Origin of the sequence: Micromonospora sp. NPDC048843 (assembly GCF_040649965.1) — a bacterium.
GTDB classification, from domain to species: domain Bacteria; phylum Actinomycetota; class Actinomycetes; order Mycobacteriales; family Micromonosporaceae; genus Micromonospora; species Micromonospora hortensis.
Genome location: NZ_JBEZGJ010000146.1, coordinates 1 through 18,294 on the forward strand (window position 1 = coordinate 1; position 18,294 = coordinate 18,294).

The following is an 18,294-nucleotide window of genomic DNA, read 5'->3' on the forward strand; positions in this document are numbered from 1 at the left end:
CCATCGACCGGCGCAGCTACCAAGCCACCACCAGTATCGACATCGTCATCCCCGACCCTTGACGACCACACCAACCACTTAACTGAACGGCGTTGGGGTTAGATCTGGTCCCAGCTCAGGGGGGTGCCTCGGGGGACGTCGGTGGCGAAGGTACGGCCCAGCACCCGGTCGATCTCCACGGGTGCCAGCCCGCCGGCCGGCCGGATCGAGCGGACGTTGTGCGCGGTCACCGGATCGCCGGCCCGGACGTCTTCGACCACGAAGAGCGACCGGCGGAACCGTAGCCCTTCCCGCTCGGCGGGGGTCGGTCCGACAGCGGTGCCGCCCAGCGCCTCGTACGCGCGGCCGGACTCGGCGACCAGGGCCGTAAGCTCCGCCGGGTTCAGGGAGAAGTCCGAGTCCACGCCGCCGTCGGCCCGGTCCAGCGTCACGTGCTTCTCGATGAAGCAGGCCCCGAGCGCCACCGAGGCGACCGCCACTCCGATGCCGGGGGTGTGGTCGGAGAGCCCGACCGGGACGTCGAACGCGCCGGCCAGCACCGGCAACCGGCGCAGGTTGCTGTCGGCCGGCGGCGCCGGGTAGGACGCGGTGCAGGCCAGCAGGACGATGCCCGCCGCGCCCCCGGCCCGAGCGGTGCGCACGGCGGCGTCGATCTCGGCGACCGTCGCCATTCCGGTGGAGATCACCATCGGCTTGCCGGTGCTGGCCACCAGTCGGATCAGCGGCAGGTCGACCAGCTCCGACGAGGCGATCTTGTAAGCGGGCGCGTCCAGCGACTCCAGCAGCTCCACGGCGGTCGCGTCGAACGGCGACGAGAAGACGGTCAGGCCCCGCTCGCGGGCCCGTTCGAAGATCGGGGCATGCCACTCGTACGGGGTGTGCGCGCGTTCGTAGAGGCGGTACAGGTTCTCCCCGCCCCACAACTCGTGCCCGCTGGAGATCCGAAACGCCGGGGTGTCGACGTCGATGGTGATGGTGTCCGGCCGGTACGTCTGGAGCTTGAGCGCGTGCGCCCCGCTCGCGGCCACCGCGTCGACGATGGCCAGCGCCCGGTTCAGATCGCCGTTGTGGTTGCCGGACATCTCGGCGACCACGAACGGTCGCTCCCCGGCACCGACCGCGTGCGGTCCGATCTTGATTGTCGCTGTCATTCCGACCTCTGCTCAGGTACGCCCGCACCGGGGTGCGGTGGTGCTGTCGTCGTCCACCGGACAGGCGGACGACCTGGGAAATCAGGGCGCCGGGAGCCGCCCCGGCTCCCGGCGTGCTTCGCGGTGGGGTCGCTCACGGCAACCGGCCGACGGCCAGCGCGTCGCGCCGTTCCGGCGCGAGCCCACCGTCGCGCGTCGGCCCGGCGCTCGCCCCTCGCCCCGGGTCCTCGTCGGCGGCGCGCGAACCACCGTCGGCGCCGCCCACCGGGTCGGACCGACGCAGGCGACCAGCGACCCGGTGGGCCTGGCGCAGCGCCGAGTACGCCACCCAGTCACCCCGCCCGACGAGGCGGTGCTTGAGCCCGGTCACGCCCGGGGGCAGCGGGTAGCCGCCGGTGGGCAGGTAGCGACGGTAGTGCGCGGCGGCCCGGTGGAAGAAGTCGCGCCGCAGGTGCGGGTGCAGCCGGCCGTCGTTGCCCACCACCACCAGGTAGTGGCTGATCATCAGCTCGAACAGCTCGGCCTGCAACCGCTCGTCCGGGTGCTTCCGGGCGACCCAGTCCATCAGCCGCTCGTACTGGGCGAAGGCGTCGAAGTGCCGGCCGCTGCGGGTGGAGGTGATCGCGCCCTGGCGGCCCTGGCGGTACAGGTAGCAGATCCGGTCCAGCACGGAGATCTTCTCGGCCCCGATCAGCAGGGGATGGCTGAACGGGATGTCCTCGTACCACCCGGGGAAGAACCGCAGCTCCAGCTCGTCCATGAAGTCCCGGCGGACCACCTTGTTCCAGGCGGTGTGCTGCACCCGCAGGAGCTGCGGCTGGTCGGCCAACCGGGTCACGCCGTTGATCCCGCGCAGCAGCGGGCTGCTCGCGTCGACCTCCCGCCGGCCGTCCTCGTGCACCCGCAGGTGGTCGAGCATCAGCACGTCGGGCTGGTGCTGGCGCAGCCGGTCCAGCACCGCCGCGATCGTGCCCGGTGGCAACCAGTCGTCGCTGTCGACGAACCAGACGTAGCGGCCGGTGGCCACGTCGAGCCCGGCGTTGCGGGCCAGCCCCAGACCAACGTTGCTGCTCAGGTGCACGACGCGCACGCCGTCGCGGCTGACCGCGTACGAGCGGAGCATGTCGCCGCAGCCGTCCGGGGAGGCGTCGTCGACGGCGATCAGCTCGACCGCGTCCGACTCGCCCGCCGGGATGTCGGCCCGGATCGACTCGAGGCACTGGTACAGGTACGCCTCGACGCCGTACACGGGCACGACGATGCTCAGCAGCGGTGCGTGCGTCGGCTCATTGACCACGTCCGCCACCTTCGACGACCCGGGTGGCCGGCCCCGGAACCTGACGTTGCCGCCGATGGTGAACTCTCTGAACTCCCGCCCAGCGGAAGGTTAACGCCGGGCCGGTGGGCGGTTTCCGGCCCGGGGAACGCAGGCTCGTGGGGCGGGTGGGATGCGTCCGGTTCACCCGGGAGTGACCCGGTAGGGTGCCTCGGTGCGGCCCTGCCGGGTCGTCGTGGGCGTCGCCGTCGCGCCGTCCGACGCCGCGACGAGGAGGCTACGACCGTGCTGGTGACCCTGCCGAGCGCCGGGATCCCGGCATGACGAGCGTCGCCGCGACGTCGGCCGCCCGGCCCGCACCGGCCGTGCCCCGGCTGCCCTCGCTGACCGGGCTGCGGTGGATCGCCGCTCTGCTGGTCTTCGGCTTCCACGCCGGCACCATGCGGATCATCGCCGAGCCGGACTACAAGGCAGTCATCGACGCGCTGTTCACCCTCGGTCTCTCCGGGGTGCAGTTCTTCTTCATCCTCAGCGGTTTCGTGCTGGTCTGGTCGGCCCGCGAGGGAGACTCCCGGCGTACGTTCTGGCGGCGACGGATCGCCAAGATCTACCCGAACCACCTGGTGCTGTTCGCGGCGACGCTGGTGGTCGCCTGGTGGTTCGCCGACCCGGTCCTGCCGGCGGCGGCGTTGGAGAACCTGCTGCTGTTGCAGGCGTGGGACCCTCGGCCTGGTTGGTTCTACAGCATCAACACCGTCAGCTGGTCGCTGTCCTGCGAGTTCTTCTTCTACCTGTGTCTGCCGCTGGCGCTGCCACTGCTGCGCCGGGCCCGACCGAAGCTGCTCTGGGCGCTGGTCGTCGCGCTGCCGCTGCTCATCCTCGCGCTCTGGCCGGCGCAGGAGTTGGTGCCGGAGGTGAGCCGCTGGTGGTTCACCCAGATCTTCCCGCCGGTGCGGTCGCTGGAGTTCTGGCTGGGCGCGGTGGCTGCCGAGTTGATGCGCCGAGGGCTCTGGCGCGGTCCCGGACTGACAGTGGCCAGCGGTATCTTCCTGGTCACCTGGGTGGCGGCAGCGCAGTGGATCCGCGCCGAGCTGTGGACCACGCTGCTCGCCGTCGCGTACCTGTTGGTGATCACCGCTGCCGCGGACGCGGACGTGCGGGGTCGGCGCTCGCCGTGGCGGTCCCGGCCGCTGGTCTGGCTCGGTGAGGTCTCGTTCGCCTTCTACCTGGTGCACGTGCTGGTGATGACGAGCGTGCTGCGCTGGAGCGGGACCTGGGGGATCGGCTTCGCGGGCTGGCGTGGCCCGGCCGTGGTGCTCGGCTTCCTGGCGGCGAACCTGGTCCTCGCCGGGCTGCTGCACCGCTTCGTCGAAACCCCGATGATGCGCCGGCTCGCGCCGCGCCGCGCGGCCCGTCCGGCGCCCGTCCCCCGACAACGCGCCGCAGGTGACGACGACGCACGGGAACCCGGAAGCAGCGCCCGCGGCGAGGTCGACGGACCTGCCGACGAGGTCGGCCAAGCCGGCGGTCGATCAACGTACGTCGACCTGCGCTGACAACGTCCACCCTGGTCAACGGGGTCGGCGCGGCGTGATCCGACACGCCCGTGGCCGGTGCGCCCGGGTCTGCGCGACGGTACCGTTGGGACGTGCTTCCGGTCGCGTTCACCTGTCCGCTGTGGTGGGTGGCGCGCTGGGCGACTCGGGTGCTGACCAGCCTCGCCGTCGTCGCGGCCCTGGCGCTCGGCGCAGGCCCGACCACGGCCGTCACGCCAACACCCGGCCCGGTGCCGACGTCGAGCGCGGTGCCGGCCTCGGTCGCCGCCGGGTCGCTGGCGGCCTCGTACCGGCACTGCGGTGCGCCCACTGTGGCCCGCCCGGCCCCGGCGATACCGCCGGAGGCCGCCGAGGAGCCGGTCCCGACCTGGTCGGTCGACACGCCGGTGGCGCTCCCCGGTGATCAGGGCACCATCGCGGCCGGCGTGCTGCCGGTCCGCGCGGCCGAATCTGACCGGCTGCCCCTCGTCGACGGTACGAGCGGTCGGGCTTCCCGGGCCCCACCCGGACGCTGAGCCACCGGGACGACCGTCCCGTCACCGCGCACCCTGTCGACCCACCCGCTCCCTGACCCGCCGACCCGTGGCCCACAGCGGCCCGCTGATCGGCGCGGCTCCCCATCGCACTGCTCTCTCCCCGAGGTGCCGACCATGGAGACCGTCGTCTTCTACCAGTTCGTGACCGAGATGCCGCGGGCCGCCGCCATCTGGTCGACGCTGTTCCTGCTGACCCTGGGCCTGCTCACCGTGCTGGCCGCCCGCCCCGAACGGGACCGGCCCACTGACGACCCGCTCCCGGCCGGGCCCACGCCTCGGGAGGTGGCCGCCGCCGAGGCCGTCGACCTGCGTCGCTACGCCGAGGAGGTGGCCGTCGCCGCGGCCGGCGCGGCCACCACCGCCCAGCGGCGGCGCGCCGCCTGGCTGACCGCTCAGGAGCAACTGGAGCAGGCCTGGACCGGGTACGACGAGGCGGACACCGCCGCGCGTCGCTTCGCCGACGCCGGGGCACTGCCCACCCCGCAGACCCCGCACACCCCCGCCGAGTACGCCGCTCGGGAACGCTATCTGCACCGGGCGGCGATGGCGGCGTACTGGCGAGGCGACCTGACAATGGCGCAGCTCGGCGACGTGTTCGGGCACCGGCGTGGCTGGGATCCCCGGCGACACCCGGTCGAGCAGGAGGTGCTGATCAGCCGGGTGGTCCGGGATGCGCGGCTGGCCGACTACCAGGTGGCCGCCGACGGCGAGCGGGCCGCCTGGCGCGACGCGGAGTTGGCCGCACAGTCCGCTCGTGCCCTCGCCGAGGAGGCGTACGCGGCGGCGGCCCGGCTACGCCCGACCCTGGTCCCCGCGCGCCGCACGGTGGCCGGGGCGCTGCGTCCCGTGGCACTGTGGCGCCCGGCCCGGGTGGGTTGAGCCCAATCCGTGATGTGAGGCCGCTCACCCAATCACGAAAGCGGACGTCCGACGCAGTCGGCGGGATTGTTCCCGCGATTGTGGGCGCGTTCTTTACGGCCTGTCCGGTTGTCGCCCGGAGGTGTCGCCGTAACCCGTTGTCCCATCGAGTCACATCAGCGGCAATACGCGCAGAAATTGTCGCGCCAATTGGGGTTTACGCAGGTGAACCTGGCTTGGCAGGGCGTTGAGACGCCAGTAGTGTCGTCCCGTCCGGTGCGGTAACCGATCGCAAGACGCGACGCCGCATCGACCCGCTTAATCGTGATCAACGAACCGGGGACCCACCAGTAAGTCCGGGGTGAATCCGCGAGCCACGGCCCGCGGTAGGGCGTCTTCCCGCCCGAATCCGTCAGCTAACCCGGTAGGCGGTGTCGGAAGGAGTCCCATCCTCGTGCAGCACCTTTCCACCCCTCGGTTGTTCCCTCGCCTCCACGGCGCGGCGGTGCACCCGCTCACTCGTCCAGTGACGGTGAGCTGACCCCCGGGTCATCGCCTTCCCCGCCCGGCCGCGCCGGGCGTTCCCCTGAGCGGTTCACCATCTGCGGACCACGGTCCGTGCGCTGGCGCCTGCCCGGATACCGGTCCGGCCCCGGTGTGCCGCTCTCCCCCCGATCCGTGGAGGACCCCGTGAAGCACACCCTGCAGCGTCAGCTCCGCCGCCTCGCCACCGAGCGCCCGTACCAGATCGTCGCCGCCTCCGCCGCGGCCCTCGCGATCGCCACCACCACCGGCGCCCTGCTCACCACTGCCGACGACGCCCCGGCCGGCCAGCGCACCGCGACCACTGTCGCCGAGATGCGCAGCGACGTCGCCGCCTCCCGCGGCGAGGCTCGGGACGCGTCCCCCTCGGCCAGCGCCGCGCCGACCACTGCCGCCCCGGCCACCACCGCCGCGTCGCCCGCCGCCAAGGCCAGCAGCAACCCGGACCTGACCCGGAAGCCGGAGCGGCCGAAGCCGCCCGCGACCAAGGTGCTCGACTACGACTACGAGGCGCAGAACACCTACTACAACTGCGGCCCGGCGGCCACCCGGAACGCGCTCAGCGCCGCCGGCATCGACCGCACCCAGGAGGAGCTCGGCGCCGAGCTGGGCACCACCGAGATGGGCACCAACTCGGCCGAGGACACCACCCGGGTGCTCAACGCCGAGGTGAAGGGCTCCCCGTACCGGACCCGGATGTTCCCCGGCGCGCCCAGCCCGGCCCAGATGGACCGGCTGCAGGCCGACGTGGTGAAGGCCATCACCGACGGTCGGGGCGTGGTGGCGAACGTCGTCGGGGACGCCACCGACACCGACGGCAGCTGGCACTCCTACGGCGGTGGGCACTACATCGCCGTCGTGGGCTACAAGGACAACGGTCGCACCGTGCGGATCGCCGACTCGGCGAACCCGGCCGACCCGTCGTACTGGATCACCACGATCGACCTGGCCAACTGGATCACCAGCCGGGGCTACTCCGCCTGACCCGGGCACGTTGACCGCCGCGGGCGCCGTCCTCCACAAGGGGCCGGCGCCCGCGGCGTTTGTCCGCGCGGTCCGTCATGGACGACTCTCGTACCGGGCCGTGAACCGTGGGAGACTGCGGCCGTGGTGGAGAAAACGGGTGGTCACGCCGGTCGTAGGCCGGTCCTGCTGCTGCTGCACGGCATGGGAGCGACCGGGGACGTGTGGTTGCCCTGGGCCCCGTACCTCGATCAGCACTGGCCCGGGCGGTGGCTGGCACCGGACCTCGCCGGCCACGGCTGGGCGTCGCCGCTGCCGTCGTACTCCTTCCCGGGTTTCGCCCAGCAGATCGCGCAGGCCCTCGCTCCCGACGACCGGCTGGTAGTGCTCGGGCACTCGCTGGGTGGGGTGGTCGGCCTGGTGCTCGCCGCCCGCGACGCGGGAACGCCGGTGGACGCTGTCGTCGGGCTGGGCATCAAGGCAATCTGGTCACCCGCTGAGCTGGCCCGCGCCGCCGAGGTCGCCGCCCGACCGGTGAGCTGGTTCGCCAGCCGCGCCGAGGCGGCGCGCCGCTACCTGCGGGTCTCCGGGCTGGCCGGCCTGGTCTCGCCGGACGACCCGGTGGTGGACGCCGGGCTGCGCCAGGTCGACGGCCGGTGGCGTCTCGCCATGGACCCGACCGCCTTCGCCGTCGGCGAGCCCGACCTGGCCGCGATGCTGGCGGCGACCGACGTGCCGGTGGTGCTGGCGCGCGGGGAGAACGATCCGATGGTCACCGACGAACAGCTCAAGGAGTACGGCGTGCCGGTGGCCACGCTGCCGGGTCTCGGGCACAACGCGCACGTGGAGGACCCGGCGGCGGTGCTGGCGCTGCTCCACCCGTACCGCTGAGCGGCTACGCCGTTGTGGACGCGGTCAGTGTCTCGGCCGGTGCCAGCTCGCGGCGGGCGGCGGTCAGGAACGCCTCGGCGTACGCCTCGGCCGGGAAGTCACCGAGGTAACGGCGGCGGGTGGCCCAGCGGGCCTCGGCCAGCGGGTCGGTGTCCAGCAGGGCGGTCAGCACCTCGTCCACGTTGGACATGTCCCGGCGCAGCACGTAACCCGACCCGGCCAACGGGAAGCGCTCCACGAACCGGTCGCCCTCGTCGCCCATGTCGGTGACCGCGTACGGCTTGCCGGAGTAGAGGAAGTCCGAGATCACGCCGGACACGTCGGAGACCAGTGCGTCGGCGGAGTTGACGCACTCGGTCAGGCTCAGCTCCCGAGCCGCCGCGCCGACCACGTGCTGGCGGCCGGTGCGGGCCCGGTCGGCGACGAGCAACTCGGTCAGGCGGCCCAGTTGGCGGGCCGATGCCGGGTTCTGCGTGGTGTACGGGTGGGCTCGCAGGATCACCCTCGCGCCGCGCTCCAACAGTCGGCGCAGCAGGCTTTCGGCCACCGGCAGCGAGCAGTAGTCGGCGTCGGCGTGGTGCCCGGTCCAGGTCGGCGTGTAGAGCACCGTCGGGTGCGCCAACCCTCGTGCGGGCTCCGGGCGTACCTCGATCGACTCGACCTGTGGGCGACCCACCACCACGAACTTGTCCGCCGGGATCTGCACGCCGGCGCGTGCGTACCTGTCGATCGCCGCCTGCCCGGCCACGAAGATCCGGTCGAAGATCCCCGACACCGGGTTGGCGCTCGGCGCCTTGTCGCTGTCGCCGTGGTGCAACTGGATGTGGGTGAGCTGGGTGAAGCGGACGCAGTGGCTGTTCTTCGCACCGTGGTTGACGTAGAACGCCGCCCGCAGGCTCGGCACCAACGCCTCGTCCATCGCCCCCAGGGTGGGGCAGTAGACGACCGGCGCGTCGGTGGCCGCCGCGATCGGGGCCAGGAACTCCGGCTCACGCAGCACGACCAGGAACGGCCGGCCGATCCGTTCCAGGTACGGCAGCCACATGGTGACCTGGTATTCCGAGCCGGGAGGCGCGGAGAAGTAGAGCAGGAACTCCGGCTGGTGCCGGCGCAGCGCGGCGGCCACCGACCCGCCACCGGCGCGCGGCCGGAACCGTCGCCGGGCCAGGTCCAGCGCGACCGCACCGGCGCCCGCGCCGACCAGCAGGCTGGCGGCCAGCGCCACACCGGCCGGCAGGGCCAGCGCGGCGGCGAGCGCCAGGGCGGCGAGCAGCCCGAGCAGTGCCGTGCCGAGCCGGTCGGCGATCAGCGGCGTCCAGGCGCGTACCGGAAGATTGGCCGCCCGGATCTCCAGACCGCCGGCGGTGCGCAGCGGCCCCACCAGCAGCACCAGCCCCAGCAGGACCAGCCCGGTGGCGACCAGCGCGAGGTTGAGCCCGTCGTCCAGCCGCCGGGAGTAACCGACCAGGATCGCCGCGGCGATCAACCCGGTCTCCGCCACCAGGTCGGCGCTGGGCCGGATCCGCTGCTCAGCGGCCGAGGCGGCCAGCGCGGCGACGGCCAACGCCAGCCCCCAGCCGGTCGCGCCGGTCAGCGCCAGCACGACGAAGGCCAGCACGGCCAACCCGGTGGTCAGGCACCGGGCGGCCAGCTTTCGGACCAGGTCGCCGCGCATGTCGCTCCGTTCGTGGTTCCGCAGCCGTCGGCGTCAGTTGGCGGACGTCGCGCCGGCCGGTGCCTCGACCCGACCCGCCCCGGACTGCGCCGGCACGCTCGGCGTGGGCCCGTCACCGGGTGCCCGGCGTACGTCGATCACCTGACCGGTCAGGTCGGAGATCAGCACGTCCAGCGACGACTGGGCGACGGCCTCCGCGGCGAGCAGGGTGTGCTCCGGCTCCTCGCCGAAGGCCCGCGTCCGCATCGGGGTGGCGGTGCGCTCCGGGTTGATGCAGTTGACGCGCACGCCCACGTCGGCCCACTCGTCGGCGAGCGCCTGGGTGAGGTTGACCAGGGCGGCCTTGGTGGCCGAGTAGAGCGCGTAGCGGGCCCGGCCCCGGGTGTAGGAGCTGGAGGTGTAGAGCAGCAACTGACCCTTGGTCTGCTGGAGGTACGGGAGGGCCTGGCGGGCGATGGTCACCGGGCCGACGAAGTTGACCTGGAGCAGCCGGTCCATGGTCTCCTCGTCCATCTCGGCGAGGGCGCCCTTCTCCAGGATGCCGGCGGTCACCACCACGTGGTCGATCCGGCCGGTGGCCTCGAAGGCGGTCGTCAGCGCGGCCTCGACGTCAGCGGCCCGCTCCACGTGGGTGCCGGTGCTGGAACGGCTGAACGGGAAGACCTGGGCGCCGTAGCGGCGGGCCAGCTCGGTCAACTCGTGGCCGATGCCGTAGCTGCCGCCGAACACCACGATGGTCCGACCGGTCAGCTCCTCGCTGTAGCTGCGGTGGTCGGTCAGTCGGGGGGCCTGCGCGGCGGCGAGCTGGAAGAGCTTGTCCGCCAGGTGCACGTCGACCGGGTGGGTGACCTTGATGTTCTCGTCCGAACCGTCGATCACCTTGATCGGGGTGCCGGGAAGGTAGCGCAGCACCACGCCACAGTCGTCGGTGGCGGCGAAGTCCGGGTCGTCCTCGGCGATCTGGTACGCCGCCCGGATCGTGGGGGAGCGGAACGCCTGCGGGGTCTGACCACGGCGCAGCCGAGAGCGCACCGGGATGTCGGTGATGCAGTCGTTGTCGTCGACCTGGATGATCGTGTCCGCGGAGGGGATGGCCACGTCCACGGCGTCGTAGCTCCAGAGCGCGTTGACGCACTCGCGCACGATCCGGCCGCTGAGCAGCGGGCGTACCGCGTCGTGGAAGAGGATGTTGCAGTCTTCCGGGCCGACCGCGTCCAGGGCGATCCGGGTGGTGGCGTTGCGGGTGTCACCGCCCTCGATCACCTTGGTGACCTTGCGCAGGCCGGCCTTCTCGACGATCTGCTGGGCGTCCTCGACGTGGCCGGTGGCCATCAGCACGATGATCTCGTCGATCTCCGGTGCCGCCTCGAAGACCGCCAGGGTGTGCTCGATGATCGGCTTACCGGCGATCTTCAGCAGCTGCTTCGGGATGCCGAGGCCCAGTCGGGTCCCGGTGCCGCCGGCCAGAACCACCGCCACTGTCCGCGAGGGCCGCCACGGCGTCGGGGTCTCCGCTTCGGCGTCCGGGCCAGGGGTCTGGTCCTGCGTCATTGCCGGATCCTCACTCTCAGGGATGCGTTAACGGAAGGTTCCGCCCGAGCGGCGACGGAATGAACCTTAACGCGCGGACCGCGTCGCCCCAACGCGGGCGACGCGGTCCTCAGGTGCATGTCGGTGCCGGACGTTCGCCGGAACTCTACTTGCTGTTCGCGTACGCCTCGTACGCCCGGATGACCTCGTCGGTGGGGCCGTCCATCCGGATGACGCCCGATTCCAGCCAGATCGTCCGTTCGCAGGTGTCCCGTACGGAGGAGAGCTGGTGGCTGACCAGGAACACCGTCCCCGCGCCCTCCCGCAGCTCCCGCACCCGCTGCTCGCTGCGCTTGCGGAAGCCCTTGTCGCCGGTGGCGAGCGCCTCGTCGATGAGCAGCACGTCGTGCTTCTTGGCGGCGGCGATGGAGAACCGGAGCCGGGCCGCCATGCCCGACGAGTACGTCCGCATCGGCAGGCTGGCGAAGTCACCCCGCTCGTTGATGCCGGAGAAGTCGATGATCCCCGCGGCCTGCTTGGCCACGTCGTCGGGGTGCATGCCCATGGCCAGGCACCCGAGGACGACGTTGCGCTCCCCGGAGAGGTCGTTGAGCAGGGCGGCGTTGACGCCCAGCAGCGACGGCTGCCCCTGGGTGTGGATGGCGCCCCGGTTCACCGGCAGCAGACCGGCGATGGCCCGCAGGATGGTGGACTTGCCGGACCCGTTGCTGCCGATCAGCCCGATCGCCTCGCCCCGGTACGCGGTGAACGAGATGCCCTTGACCGCGTGCACCTCCCGGACGTTCGGCGCGTGGGTGCGCTTGACCAGCCGGCGCAGCGCGGCCACCGGCGTGGTGCCACCGGCGGCACCCTGGTGCACCCGGTAGATGATGTGCGCGTCGTCCACGACCACTGTCGGGATGCGCTCCTGGGTTCGGGTCATCGTCGCGCTCGCCTCGGTGGGGGCGTCGAAGTGATCAACCACGGCCGTACTCCTGTTCGCCGCGCCAGAAGTAGATGAAACCGCCGATGCCGGCGACCAGCGCCCAACCGGCGCCGACCAGCCAGAGCTGGGCCAGCGACTCGTTGAGCAGCGGCGCCTCCTCGAGCAGCGAGTACCGTGCCAGCTCGATGTAGACCAGCAGCGGGTTGTACTGCACAAGTGTCGTCGCCCAGCCGGGCAGCCGGTCGAAGAGGCTCACGCTGTAGAGGACGCCGGAGCCGTACATCCAGGTCCGCATGATGAACGGCATGACCTGCTTCAGGTCGCTCGACTTGGCGCCCAGTCGGGCCACCAGCAGCACCACTCCGGCGTTGAACACCGCCTGCAGCAGCAACGCCGGCACCAGCAGCAACCACTCCCAGGTGAGTGGCTCGCCGGTGACCAGCACGATGCCGACCAGCACCACCATCGAGGCCAGCAGTTGCTGGAACTGGGTGATCGTGGTGGACAGCGGCAGGCTGGCCCGGGGGAAGTGCAGCGCCCGGATCAGCCCCAGGTTGCTGCTGATCGACTGGGTGCCGGCCAGGACCGCGCTCTGGGTGAAGTTGAAGATGAACAACCCGGTGGTCAGGTAGGCGATGAAGTTCGGGATGCTGTTCTGTGCGAGCACCACCCCGAAGATCAGGTAGTAGACCGCCGCGTTGGTCAGCGGGGTGAGCACCTGCCAGAGCTGACCCAGCTTGGCGTTGCTGTACGAGGCGACGAGCTTGGCGTTGGCGTACGCGGCGATGAAGTGCCGGTAGGCCCAGAGTCGGCGGCTGTACTCGACGAGGCTGGGTCGCTCACCGGCGACCCGTAGCCCGTGCCGAGCGGCCAGCTGCGCCTGGGTCAGGCCCGTGTCGGGGTCGACCAGCGCGGTGGTGGCCATGGAAATGGCGCTCCGATCTTTCGTGCAGACGGGGGTTGCTCGCGACGATCGAATCCTAGTGGGAAATATGCGCGGGGCGCCGCCTCGTCGCTGCGAGGACAGTAGTCCGAAACACGTCGGGACGCAACCGTACCGTCGTTGCGCTACGCTGTCCGGCGTGACCTGCGATAAGAGCCCTCGATGACCACCGAAAAGAGGCGGGCACCGGCCGGCGCGGCGGTGCTGCGCGACGAGATCACCACGGCCATCCGCCGGGCGCTGATGCAGGAGCTCGCCGCTGTCGGCTACGGCCGGCTCTCCATCGAGGCGGTGGCCCGGCGGGCCGGCGTCAGCAAGACGGCAATCTACCGACGGTGGAGCTCGAAGCTCGACCTGGTGCTGGAGGTCGTCGCCGCTGCGGCACACGGCAAGCTCCCCGCACTGGACACCGGCACGCTGCGCGGTGACCTCGCGCTGCTGTTCCAGGCGGTGGCGCACGCGCTGCGCCACCCACTGGCGTCGCAGATCATTCCGGATCTCCTGGCCGAGGCCGCCCGCAACCCCAGCATCGACGCGACGCTGCGTCAGGTGCTGCACGCCAGGCAGCAGGAGATCGGCGGTCACCTGGTCACCCGGGCCGTGCAACGTGGCGAACTGCCCGCCGACACGGAGCTGGACGCCGCCGTCGACCTCATCGTGGGGCCGCTCTACTGGCGGCTCGCCATCGCCCGTCTCCCACTCACCGACGGCTACCTCGACCGTCTGGTCGAGTCCGTCGTCGCCGGGATGGGCGCGAACAGGGCCCTGTCGGCCCCGCGAGCGGCTCCGATCTGAGGCTGACCGGGCCCGCGACACCCGCCGAACGGGGGCCCGGAACCCCGGTTCGCCTCCGCTAGGCTGCCCCCTTGACACCCGGCTGTCACCGAGCCGACACCCGCTTTTCGCCCCCTCATCCGCCGCCGGACGACAAGGACGACCCGTGACGAAAGTCGAAGACGCTGTCGTGGCGCCAGCGCCAGCCGACCGAGAGAACGCCCCGACTGCGGACGCCGCAGCGGAGGGCGCCAGCCGATCCGGGCGCGGCCTGAATCTGATCGGGCGACTCAACGCCGGTGTGGCCGCCGCACCCGTGCTGTTCACCGACGCGGCGGTGGTCGCTTTCGCCCTCTGGACTCTGCTCTACCACCTCAACCTCGGCCTCGACCTGCGTCCCTCTGTTGTCTTCCTCGGCTGGGTGGCCCTGCTGCCGATCGTGGCGTACGTGTCCCGGAAGCTCCGGCGGCGTGACACGAGAGGCCGACTCACAGACGACGAGCCGGCGGACACGCCGGCCGAGGCGCCCGCCAACCGGGTAGCGCTGCTGCGCCGGTACGCCCTGCCCATCGGCAGCGCGCTGGGTGCGGCGCTGTTCGCGGCCCTCGGCACCGGCATGGTGACCTGGTGGTTGGCGGCCGTGCTCGGCCTGGTCTCGGTCATCTCGGCGTGGCTGGCCGTGCCCCGTCGCGGTGGGCCGACCGACGCGGGTGCCGCTCCGGTCAGCCGAAAGACCACGCCGAGGCAGGGCTGGGTGGTCCTCGTCGTGTCGCTGGCCGCCGCCTACTTCGCCACGCTCATCGGCCGGGTCTCCCTCGACGACGTCTTCTACGTCGGCAAGTCGGTCTGGGTGGCCGAGCGGGACGAGATCCCCTTCCGGGACTTCCTTTTCACCGAGGGCGTCCTGCCGGCGGGCTCGGCGAACCCGCCACTGCCGTCCTTCGAGGTCTTCATCGGGGCGATGGCGCGCGTCCTGCACGTGCACGCCGCGACCGCGACGTGGTATCTGCTCCTGCCGGTGCTGGCCGTCTTCGCGATCTTCGCGCTGTGGCGACTCGTGCAGCGGTGGGCGCCGCGCCGTCCACTGGTCGCGTTCGGTGTGGCGGCGGCCTACATCCTGCTCGTGGCCTACTACGCCGACTCCCTGAACACCTACCACCTGCCGCGGTTGACCCAGGGCAAGAGCGTCTTCGTGCACGCGCTCATCCCACTGGCCTGGGTGTATCTCACCGACTACCTTGAGCGCCGTTCCCGACGTGCGCTGATCCTGCTCGCCCTGCTCTCCGTGGCCAGCGTCGGCTACACCACCACCGCCGTGATGCTCCTGCCCCTGCTCGGCGCTGCGGCGGCGGTCGTGCTGCTGTTCACCCGGCGAGTGCGGGAGGCCGTCCTGTGCTTCGCGGCCGTGTCGCTCTACCCTGTGTTGTCCGGCGCGCTCGTCCAGGTCCTGCGGGGCGGGATCGAGACGACCGTCGCCACCTATACGCCGCTGCTGCCGCTGCGGACCATCTACGAGCTCACCCTGTGGCTCGGCATCCTCGGTGTCATCGCCGGGCTCGCCGTGTGGTGGTCGCCCCTGGTGCTCCGCGCGGGCGCGCCCCGTCAGCTCGCCGCCGGTGCCGTGCTCGCGGTGACGGTCCTGATGATTCCCGGCCTGCTGAAGCTCGCCGGTGACCTCAGCGGTCTGCGCGCGGTGCTCTGGCGGGTGCCGTGGATCCTGCCGGTGCCGGCGCTCGTCGGCATGCTGGCCGTCATCCGGCTGCCCGGGTTGGCCCGAGTCAATCGCGTCCTGGCCTTCGCGCTCCCCGCCGTGCTGGTGTGCGCCTTCTACACCCAGGGCAAGCCGATGTGGACCGACGACCTGGTCCAGACGAAGCCGACCTGGCGGATGCCGGAGGCCCGTAAGGCCTCGTCCTTCTGGATCAAGAACCTGGACAATCGCCCACCGGGCCTGGTGCTCGCGCCGTCGTCGGTCATGCGGGCACTTCCACAGGTCACGACCGAGGTCCGGGTGGTGCTTCCCCGTGACCTCTACCTCACCGACTACGGGATCGACACGGAGTTCTCCCGGGACCGGCTGCTGCTGGCGAGGTTCGCCGACGCCGATCGGACCGTCTCGATCTACGAGGTGGACGCCGCGATCCGCCGGGTGGGTGTCAGCCTGGTGTGCGTCTGGAAATCCAACACCCTCGTCGCCGACGCCGCGCCGTACCTGGGCCTGGAGCGGATCGCGTCGCGCAACCCACCCGGTGCGATGTACTGCTACCGCACCACCGCGTCCCCGACCGCTGGCCGCTGACCTGCCGGAACATGTCGTCACCATGGCCAGGACGCGCGCCGCGTCCGGGCCATGGTGACGGCCCCGGCCCAGCGTGTGGGCGCGCCGGCATCGGTGGCGGGCCGCTCATCGTCTCCACCACCGACGGCTGGCCGCTGTGGACCTCAGGAAGCCCACCGCCGTCGGCGCTTCGGGGTCCGCGCCCGGTACCAGCTTCGTGTCCGCTTCCTCCCGGGTGGCCGGTGCGTCGGTCACCAGGGCGGTTTGTCCTTAAGCTGTGTCGATACCCGAGTGACGCCCGCCCGTCGTCTCGCGTTAAGGTCGCAGTCAGTGACTGGGGCCCGAGCAGACAAGTTCGGTCGCCACTTCCTGACAAACTGCGCTGCGGACCTGGGGCACGGCATGTGACCTGCGCGGAAAGGTCGACCGGCGTCGTCCGGTCGGAGCCTGCGCGCCATGCCGGCCGACAGCCCCGGACCGCAACCGCAGTGCCGCCGAGGTTGACGTCGACCACACCACGGGCTCAGCCCGTCATGGAACTCGTAGGGAGCGAACTCGTTTGTTCGGCACGTTGACAGGACGCCTCGGGGTGGCCGCCCAGAGTGCGCTACTGGTACTGGCCTACCTGGTCATGCTCGTCGGTGGCGTATTCGGTTGGATCGGCCTGTTCGCCGTCGCCGGGTTGGCCGCCATCATCGGCGAGTTCGCCGTCGCCCGCTGGTCACCGCCGTCGCAACTGCTGTTGGAGAAGGTGGGCCTGCACTGGTCGTACCGGCAGCTGACCCGCGACCTCGCCGCCGTGTTGCTGGTCGTCGCCGAGGTTCGGCTCAGCGGCGGCGAGCTGACCCTGCTGCTGGTGCTGCCGGCAGCGGTGTGGGTCGTGTCGGTCTTCGCGGGTGCGCTCTCCACCATGATCGATCGTCGTAACCCGCTCTCCGCCATGGTGCGCAACATCGACCTGGGTCCACTGTCCGGCGCCCCCCAACCGCCCGCCTGGGCGGCGGCGGTCGCCGGTGACCGGATGCCGCTGCTCAACCTGCTGCTGGTGCCGGCCGGCGTGGCCGGCGCGGTGCAGCACGATCCGACGCCGTTCTTCGTGGCCGGCGCGGTGGCGGTCGTGGCGACCGGTCTGGTGGGCGCCATCATCGCGCTGACCTGGCTGCGGGGTCGGGGCGCCGGGCAGGGTCCGTTGCTGCCCGCGGTGCAGCGCTGGCTGGACAACTACCGGCCGGAGGTGGCGCTCTACTTCGCCGGCCCGGCCAAGGACGTCTACCAGGCGAACATGTGGCTCGCCCCGACCGAGGCGCTCCAGCAGCGCGCTGTGGTGCTGATGCGCAGCCGCGAGGCGTTCCTGGAACTGGCCGACACCCGGCTGCCGGTGATCTGCGTACCGGCCGGGGTCGACTTCATGAACCTCGACCTCGGCGGCATCCGCGCGGCGCTCTACTCCGCGAACGTCGGCGCGAACATCCACATGCTCCGCGAGCCGGGTACGAAGCACGTCTTCGTCGGGCACGGCGACAGCGACAAGCAGGCCAGCGTCAACCCCTACAGCAAGGTGTACGACGAGGTCTGGGTCGCTGGCCTGGCCGGCCGGGAGCGCTACGCGCGGGCCGGCGTGGGGGTGCTCGACGCGGACATCGTCGAGATCGGCCGGCCGCAGCTCGCCGGGGTGCACACCTTCGGCGCCGAGTCGGTGGACCGGCCGTTCACGGTGCTCTACGCGCCCACCTGGGAGGGTTGGCTCGACGACGACCCCTACCACACCTCGCTGGTGCTGATGGGTGAGCGGATCGTCAAGGGGCTGCTCGCCACGAATCCCCGGGTCCGCCTGATCTACAAGCCGCATCCGCTCACCGGTTCGCGGTCCAAGGCGGCGAAGGGCGTGCACGACCGGATCGTCACGGCGATCCGCGCGGCCGGCGGCAACCCGGACGCGTCCTCGCTGGACGGCACCGCGCACCTGGTGGTCACCGGCCGCACACCGGGTTTGTTCGACTGCTTCAACCAGACCGACCTGCTGGTCAGCGACGTGTCCAGTGTGGTGTCCGACTTCGTGCAGAGCCAGCGGCCGTACGTGGTGGCCAACCCGGCGGGCCTGTCCGAGGACGATTTCCGCCGCGAGTTCCCGACGGCGCGGGCCGCGTACCTGCTCTCGAAGGACTGCGGCGAGCTGGAGAAGATCGTGTCGGTCACCCGGGCCGGTGACGACCCGATGACCGAGGCCCGCCGGGAGCTCAAGACCTACCTGCTCGGCCCGGCCGAGGCGAACCCGATGGACCGGTTCCAGCAGGAGATCGCCAGGCTCTGCCACTGAGCCCCCGTCCCTTCGGCATGTTGGACATCGAGCTACCTAGCCCTTCTCCGTACACCA

General features: G+C 71.5%; 14 protein-coding genes and 1 riboswitch. Of the genes, 8 read left to right on the top strand and 6 right to left on the bottom strand.

Annotation, left to right across the window (positions count from 1 at the left end; genetic code table 11):
• Nucleotides 1-98: 98 nt before the first annotated feature.
• Complete coding sequence (gene pseI / locus AB0C20_RS27335; protein ID WP_357182253.1) at nt 99-1,151, bottom strand: pseudaminic acid synthase; 1,053 nt, start codon at nt 1,149-1,151, stop codon at nt 99-101.
• A 133-nt stretch (nt 1,152-1,284) separates the two neighbouring features.
• On the bottom strand, nt 1,285-2,448 hold the full coding sequence (locus AB0C20_RS27340; protein ID WP_357182256.1) for a glycosyltransferase: 1,164 nt from the start codon (nt 2,446-2,448) through the stop codon (nt 1,285-1,287).
• A 299-nt stretch (nt 2,449-2,747) separates the two neighbouring features.
• Between AB0C20_RS27340 and AB0C20_RS27345 the strand changes: the two genes are divergently transcribed.
• The 5 genes from AB0C20_RS27345 to AB0C20_RS27365 all read left to right on the top strand — a co-directional run bounded on the left by AB0C20_RS27345 (nt 2,748) and on the right by AB0C20_RS27365 (nt 7,774).
• Nucleotides 2,748-3,983 carry an acyltransferase gene (locus AB0C20_RS27345; protein WP_357569043.1) on the top strand — a complete coding sequence of 412 codons (1,236 nt, stop codon included), beginning with the start codon at nt 2,748-2,750 and terminating at the stop codon, nt 3,981-3,983.
• Between the two features lie 92 nt (nt 3,984-4,075).
• Nucleotides 4,076-4,498: a hypothetical protein gene (locus AB0C20_RS27350; RefSeq protein ID WP_357182262.1), complete on the top strand. Its 423-nt coding sequence runs from the start codon at nt 4,076-4,078 to the stop codon at nt 4,496-4,498.
• Nucleotides 4,499-4,633: 135 nt separating this feature from the next.
• The gene (locus AB0C20_RS27355; protein ID WP_357182265.1) at nt 4,634-5,398 is read left to right on the top strand and encodes a hypothetical protein; all 765 of its coding nucleotides are present in this window, start codon (nt 4,634-4,636) and stop codon (nt 5,396-5,398) included.
• Nucleotides 5,399-5,682: 284 nt separating this feature from the next.
• A riboswitch (cyclic di-AMP (ydaO/yuaA leader) is annotated at nt 5,683-5,823 on the top strand.
• A gap of 232 nt (nt 5,824-6,055) precedes the next feature.
• On the top strand, nt 6,056-6,904 hold the full coding sequence (locus AB0C20_RS27360; RefSeq protein WP_357182268.1) for a C39 family peptidase: 849 nt from the start codon (nt 6,056-6,058) through the stop codon (nt 6,902-6,904).
• A gap of 123 nt (nt 6,905-7,027) precedes the next feature.
• Complete coding sequence (locus tag AB0C20_RS27365) at nt 7,028-7,774, top strand: alpha/beta fold hydrolase (protein WP_357569044.1); 747 nt, start codon at nt 7,028-7,030, stop codon at nt 7,772-7,774.
• Between the two features lie 4 nt (nt 7,775-7,778).
• Here the strand turns inward: AB0C20_RS27365 and AB0C20_RS27370 are convergent, their stop codons facing one another.
• The 4 genes from AB0C20_RS27370 to AB0C20_RS27385 all read right to left on the bottom strand — a co-directional run bounded on the left by AB0C20_RS27370 (nt 7,779) and on the right by AB0C20_RS27385 (nt 12,850).
• Nucleotides 7,779-9,449 (bottom strand): CDP-glycerol glycerophosphotransferase family protein, encoded by a 1,671-nt coding sequence (locus tag AB0C20_RS27370; protein ID WP_357182274.1) that lies wholly within the window; start codon nt 9,447-9,449, stop codon nt 7,779-7,781.
• 33 nt (nt 9,450-9,482) lie between these two features.
• Nucleotides 9,483-11,000 (bottom strand): bifunctional cytidylyltransferase/SDR family oxidoreductase, encoded by a 1,518-nt coding sequence (locus AB0C20_RS27375; RefSeq protein WP_357182277.1) that lies wholly within the window; start codon nt 10,998-11,000, stop codon nt 9,483-9,485.
• Nucleotides 11,001-11,145: 145 nt separating this feature from the next.
• Nucleotides 11,146-11,922, bottom strand: coding sequence for an ABC transporter ATP-binding protein (locus tag AB0C20_RS27380; protein ID WP_036412239.1), 777 nt, complete (start codon nt 11,920-11,922; stop codon nt 11,146-11,148).
• A 34-nt stretch (nt 11,923-11,956) separates the two neighbouring features.
• Nucleotides 11,957-12,850, bottom strand: coding sequence for an ABC transporter permease (locus AB0C20_RS27385; protein ID WP_266303118.1), 894 nt, complete (start codon nt 12,848-12,850; stop codon nt 11,957-11,959).
• Nucleotides 12,851-13,030: 180 nt separating this feature from the next.
• On the opposite strand from AB0C20_RS27385, the gene AB0C20_RS27390 reads away from it, so the two are divergent.
• From AB0C20_RS27390 to AB0C20_RS27400, 3 genes are all read left to right on the top strand, one after another.
• On the top strand, nt 13,031-13,663 hold the full coding sequence (locus AB0C20_RS27390) for a TetR/AcrR family transcriptional regulator (RefSeq protein ID WP_238686278.1): 633 nt from the start codon (nt 13,031-13,033) through the stop codon (nt 13,661-13,663).
• Between the two features lie 145 nt (nt 13,664-13,808).
• Nucleotides 13,809-15,941 (top strand): DUF6077 domain-containing protein, encoded by a 2,133-nt coding sequence (locus tag AB0C20_RS27395; protein ID WP_357182281.1) that lies wholly within the window; start codon nt 13,809-13,811, stop codon nt 15,939-15,941.
• Between the two features lie 538 nt (nt 15,942-16,479).
• Nucleotides 16,480-18,237 carry a CDP-glycerol glycerophosphotransferase family protein gene (locus tag AB0C20_RS27400; RefSeq protein ID WP_357569045.1) on the top strand — a complete coding sequence of 586 codons (1,758 nt, stop codon included), beginning with the start codon at nt 16,480-16,482 and terminating at the stop codon, nt 18,235-18,237.
• The last annotated feature ends 57 nt before the right edge of the window (nt 18,238-18,294 follow it).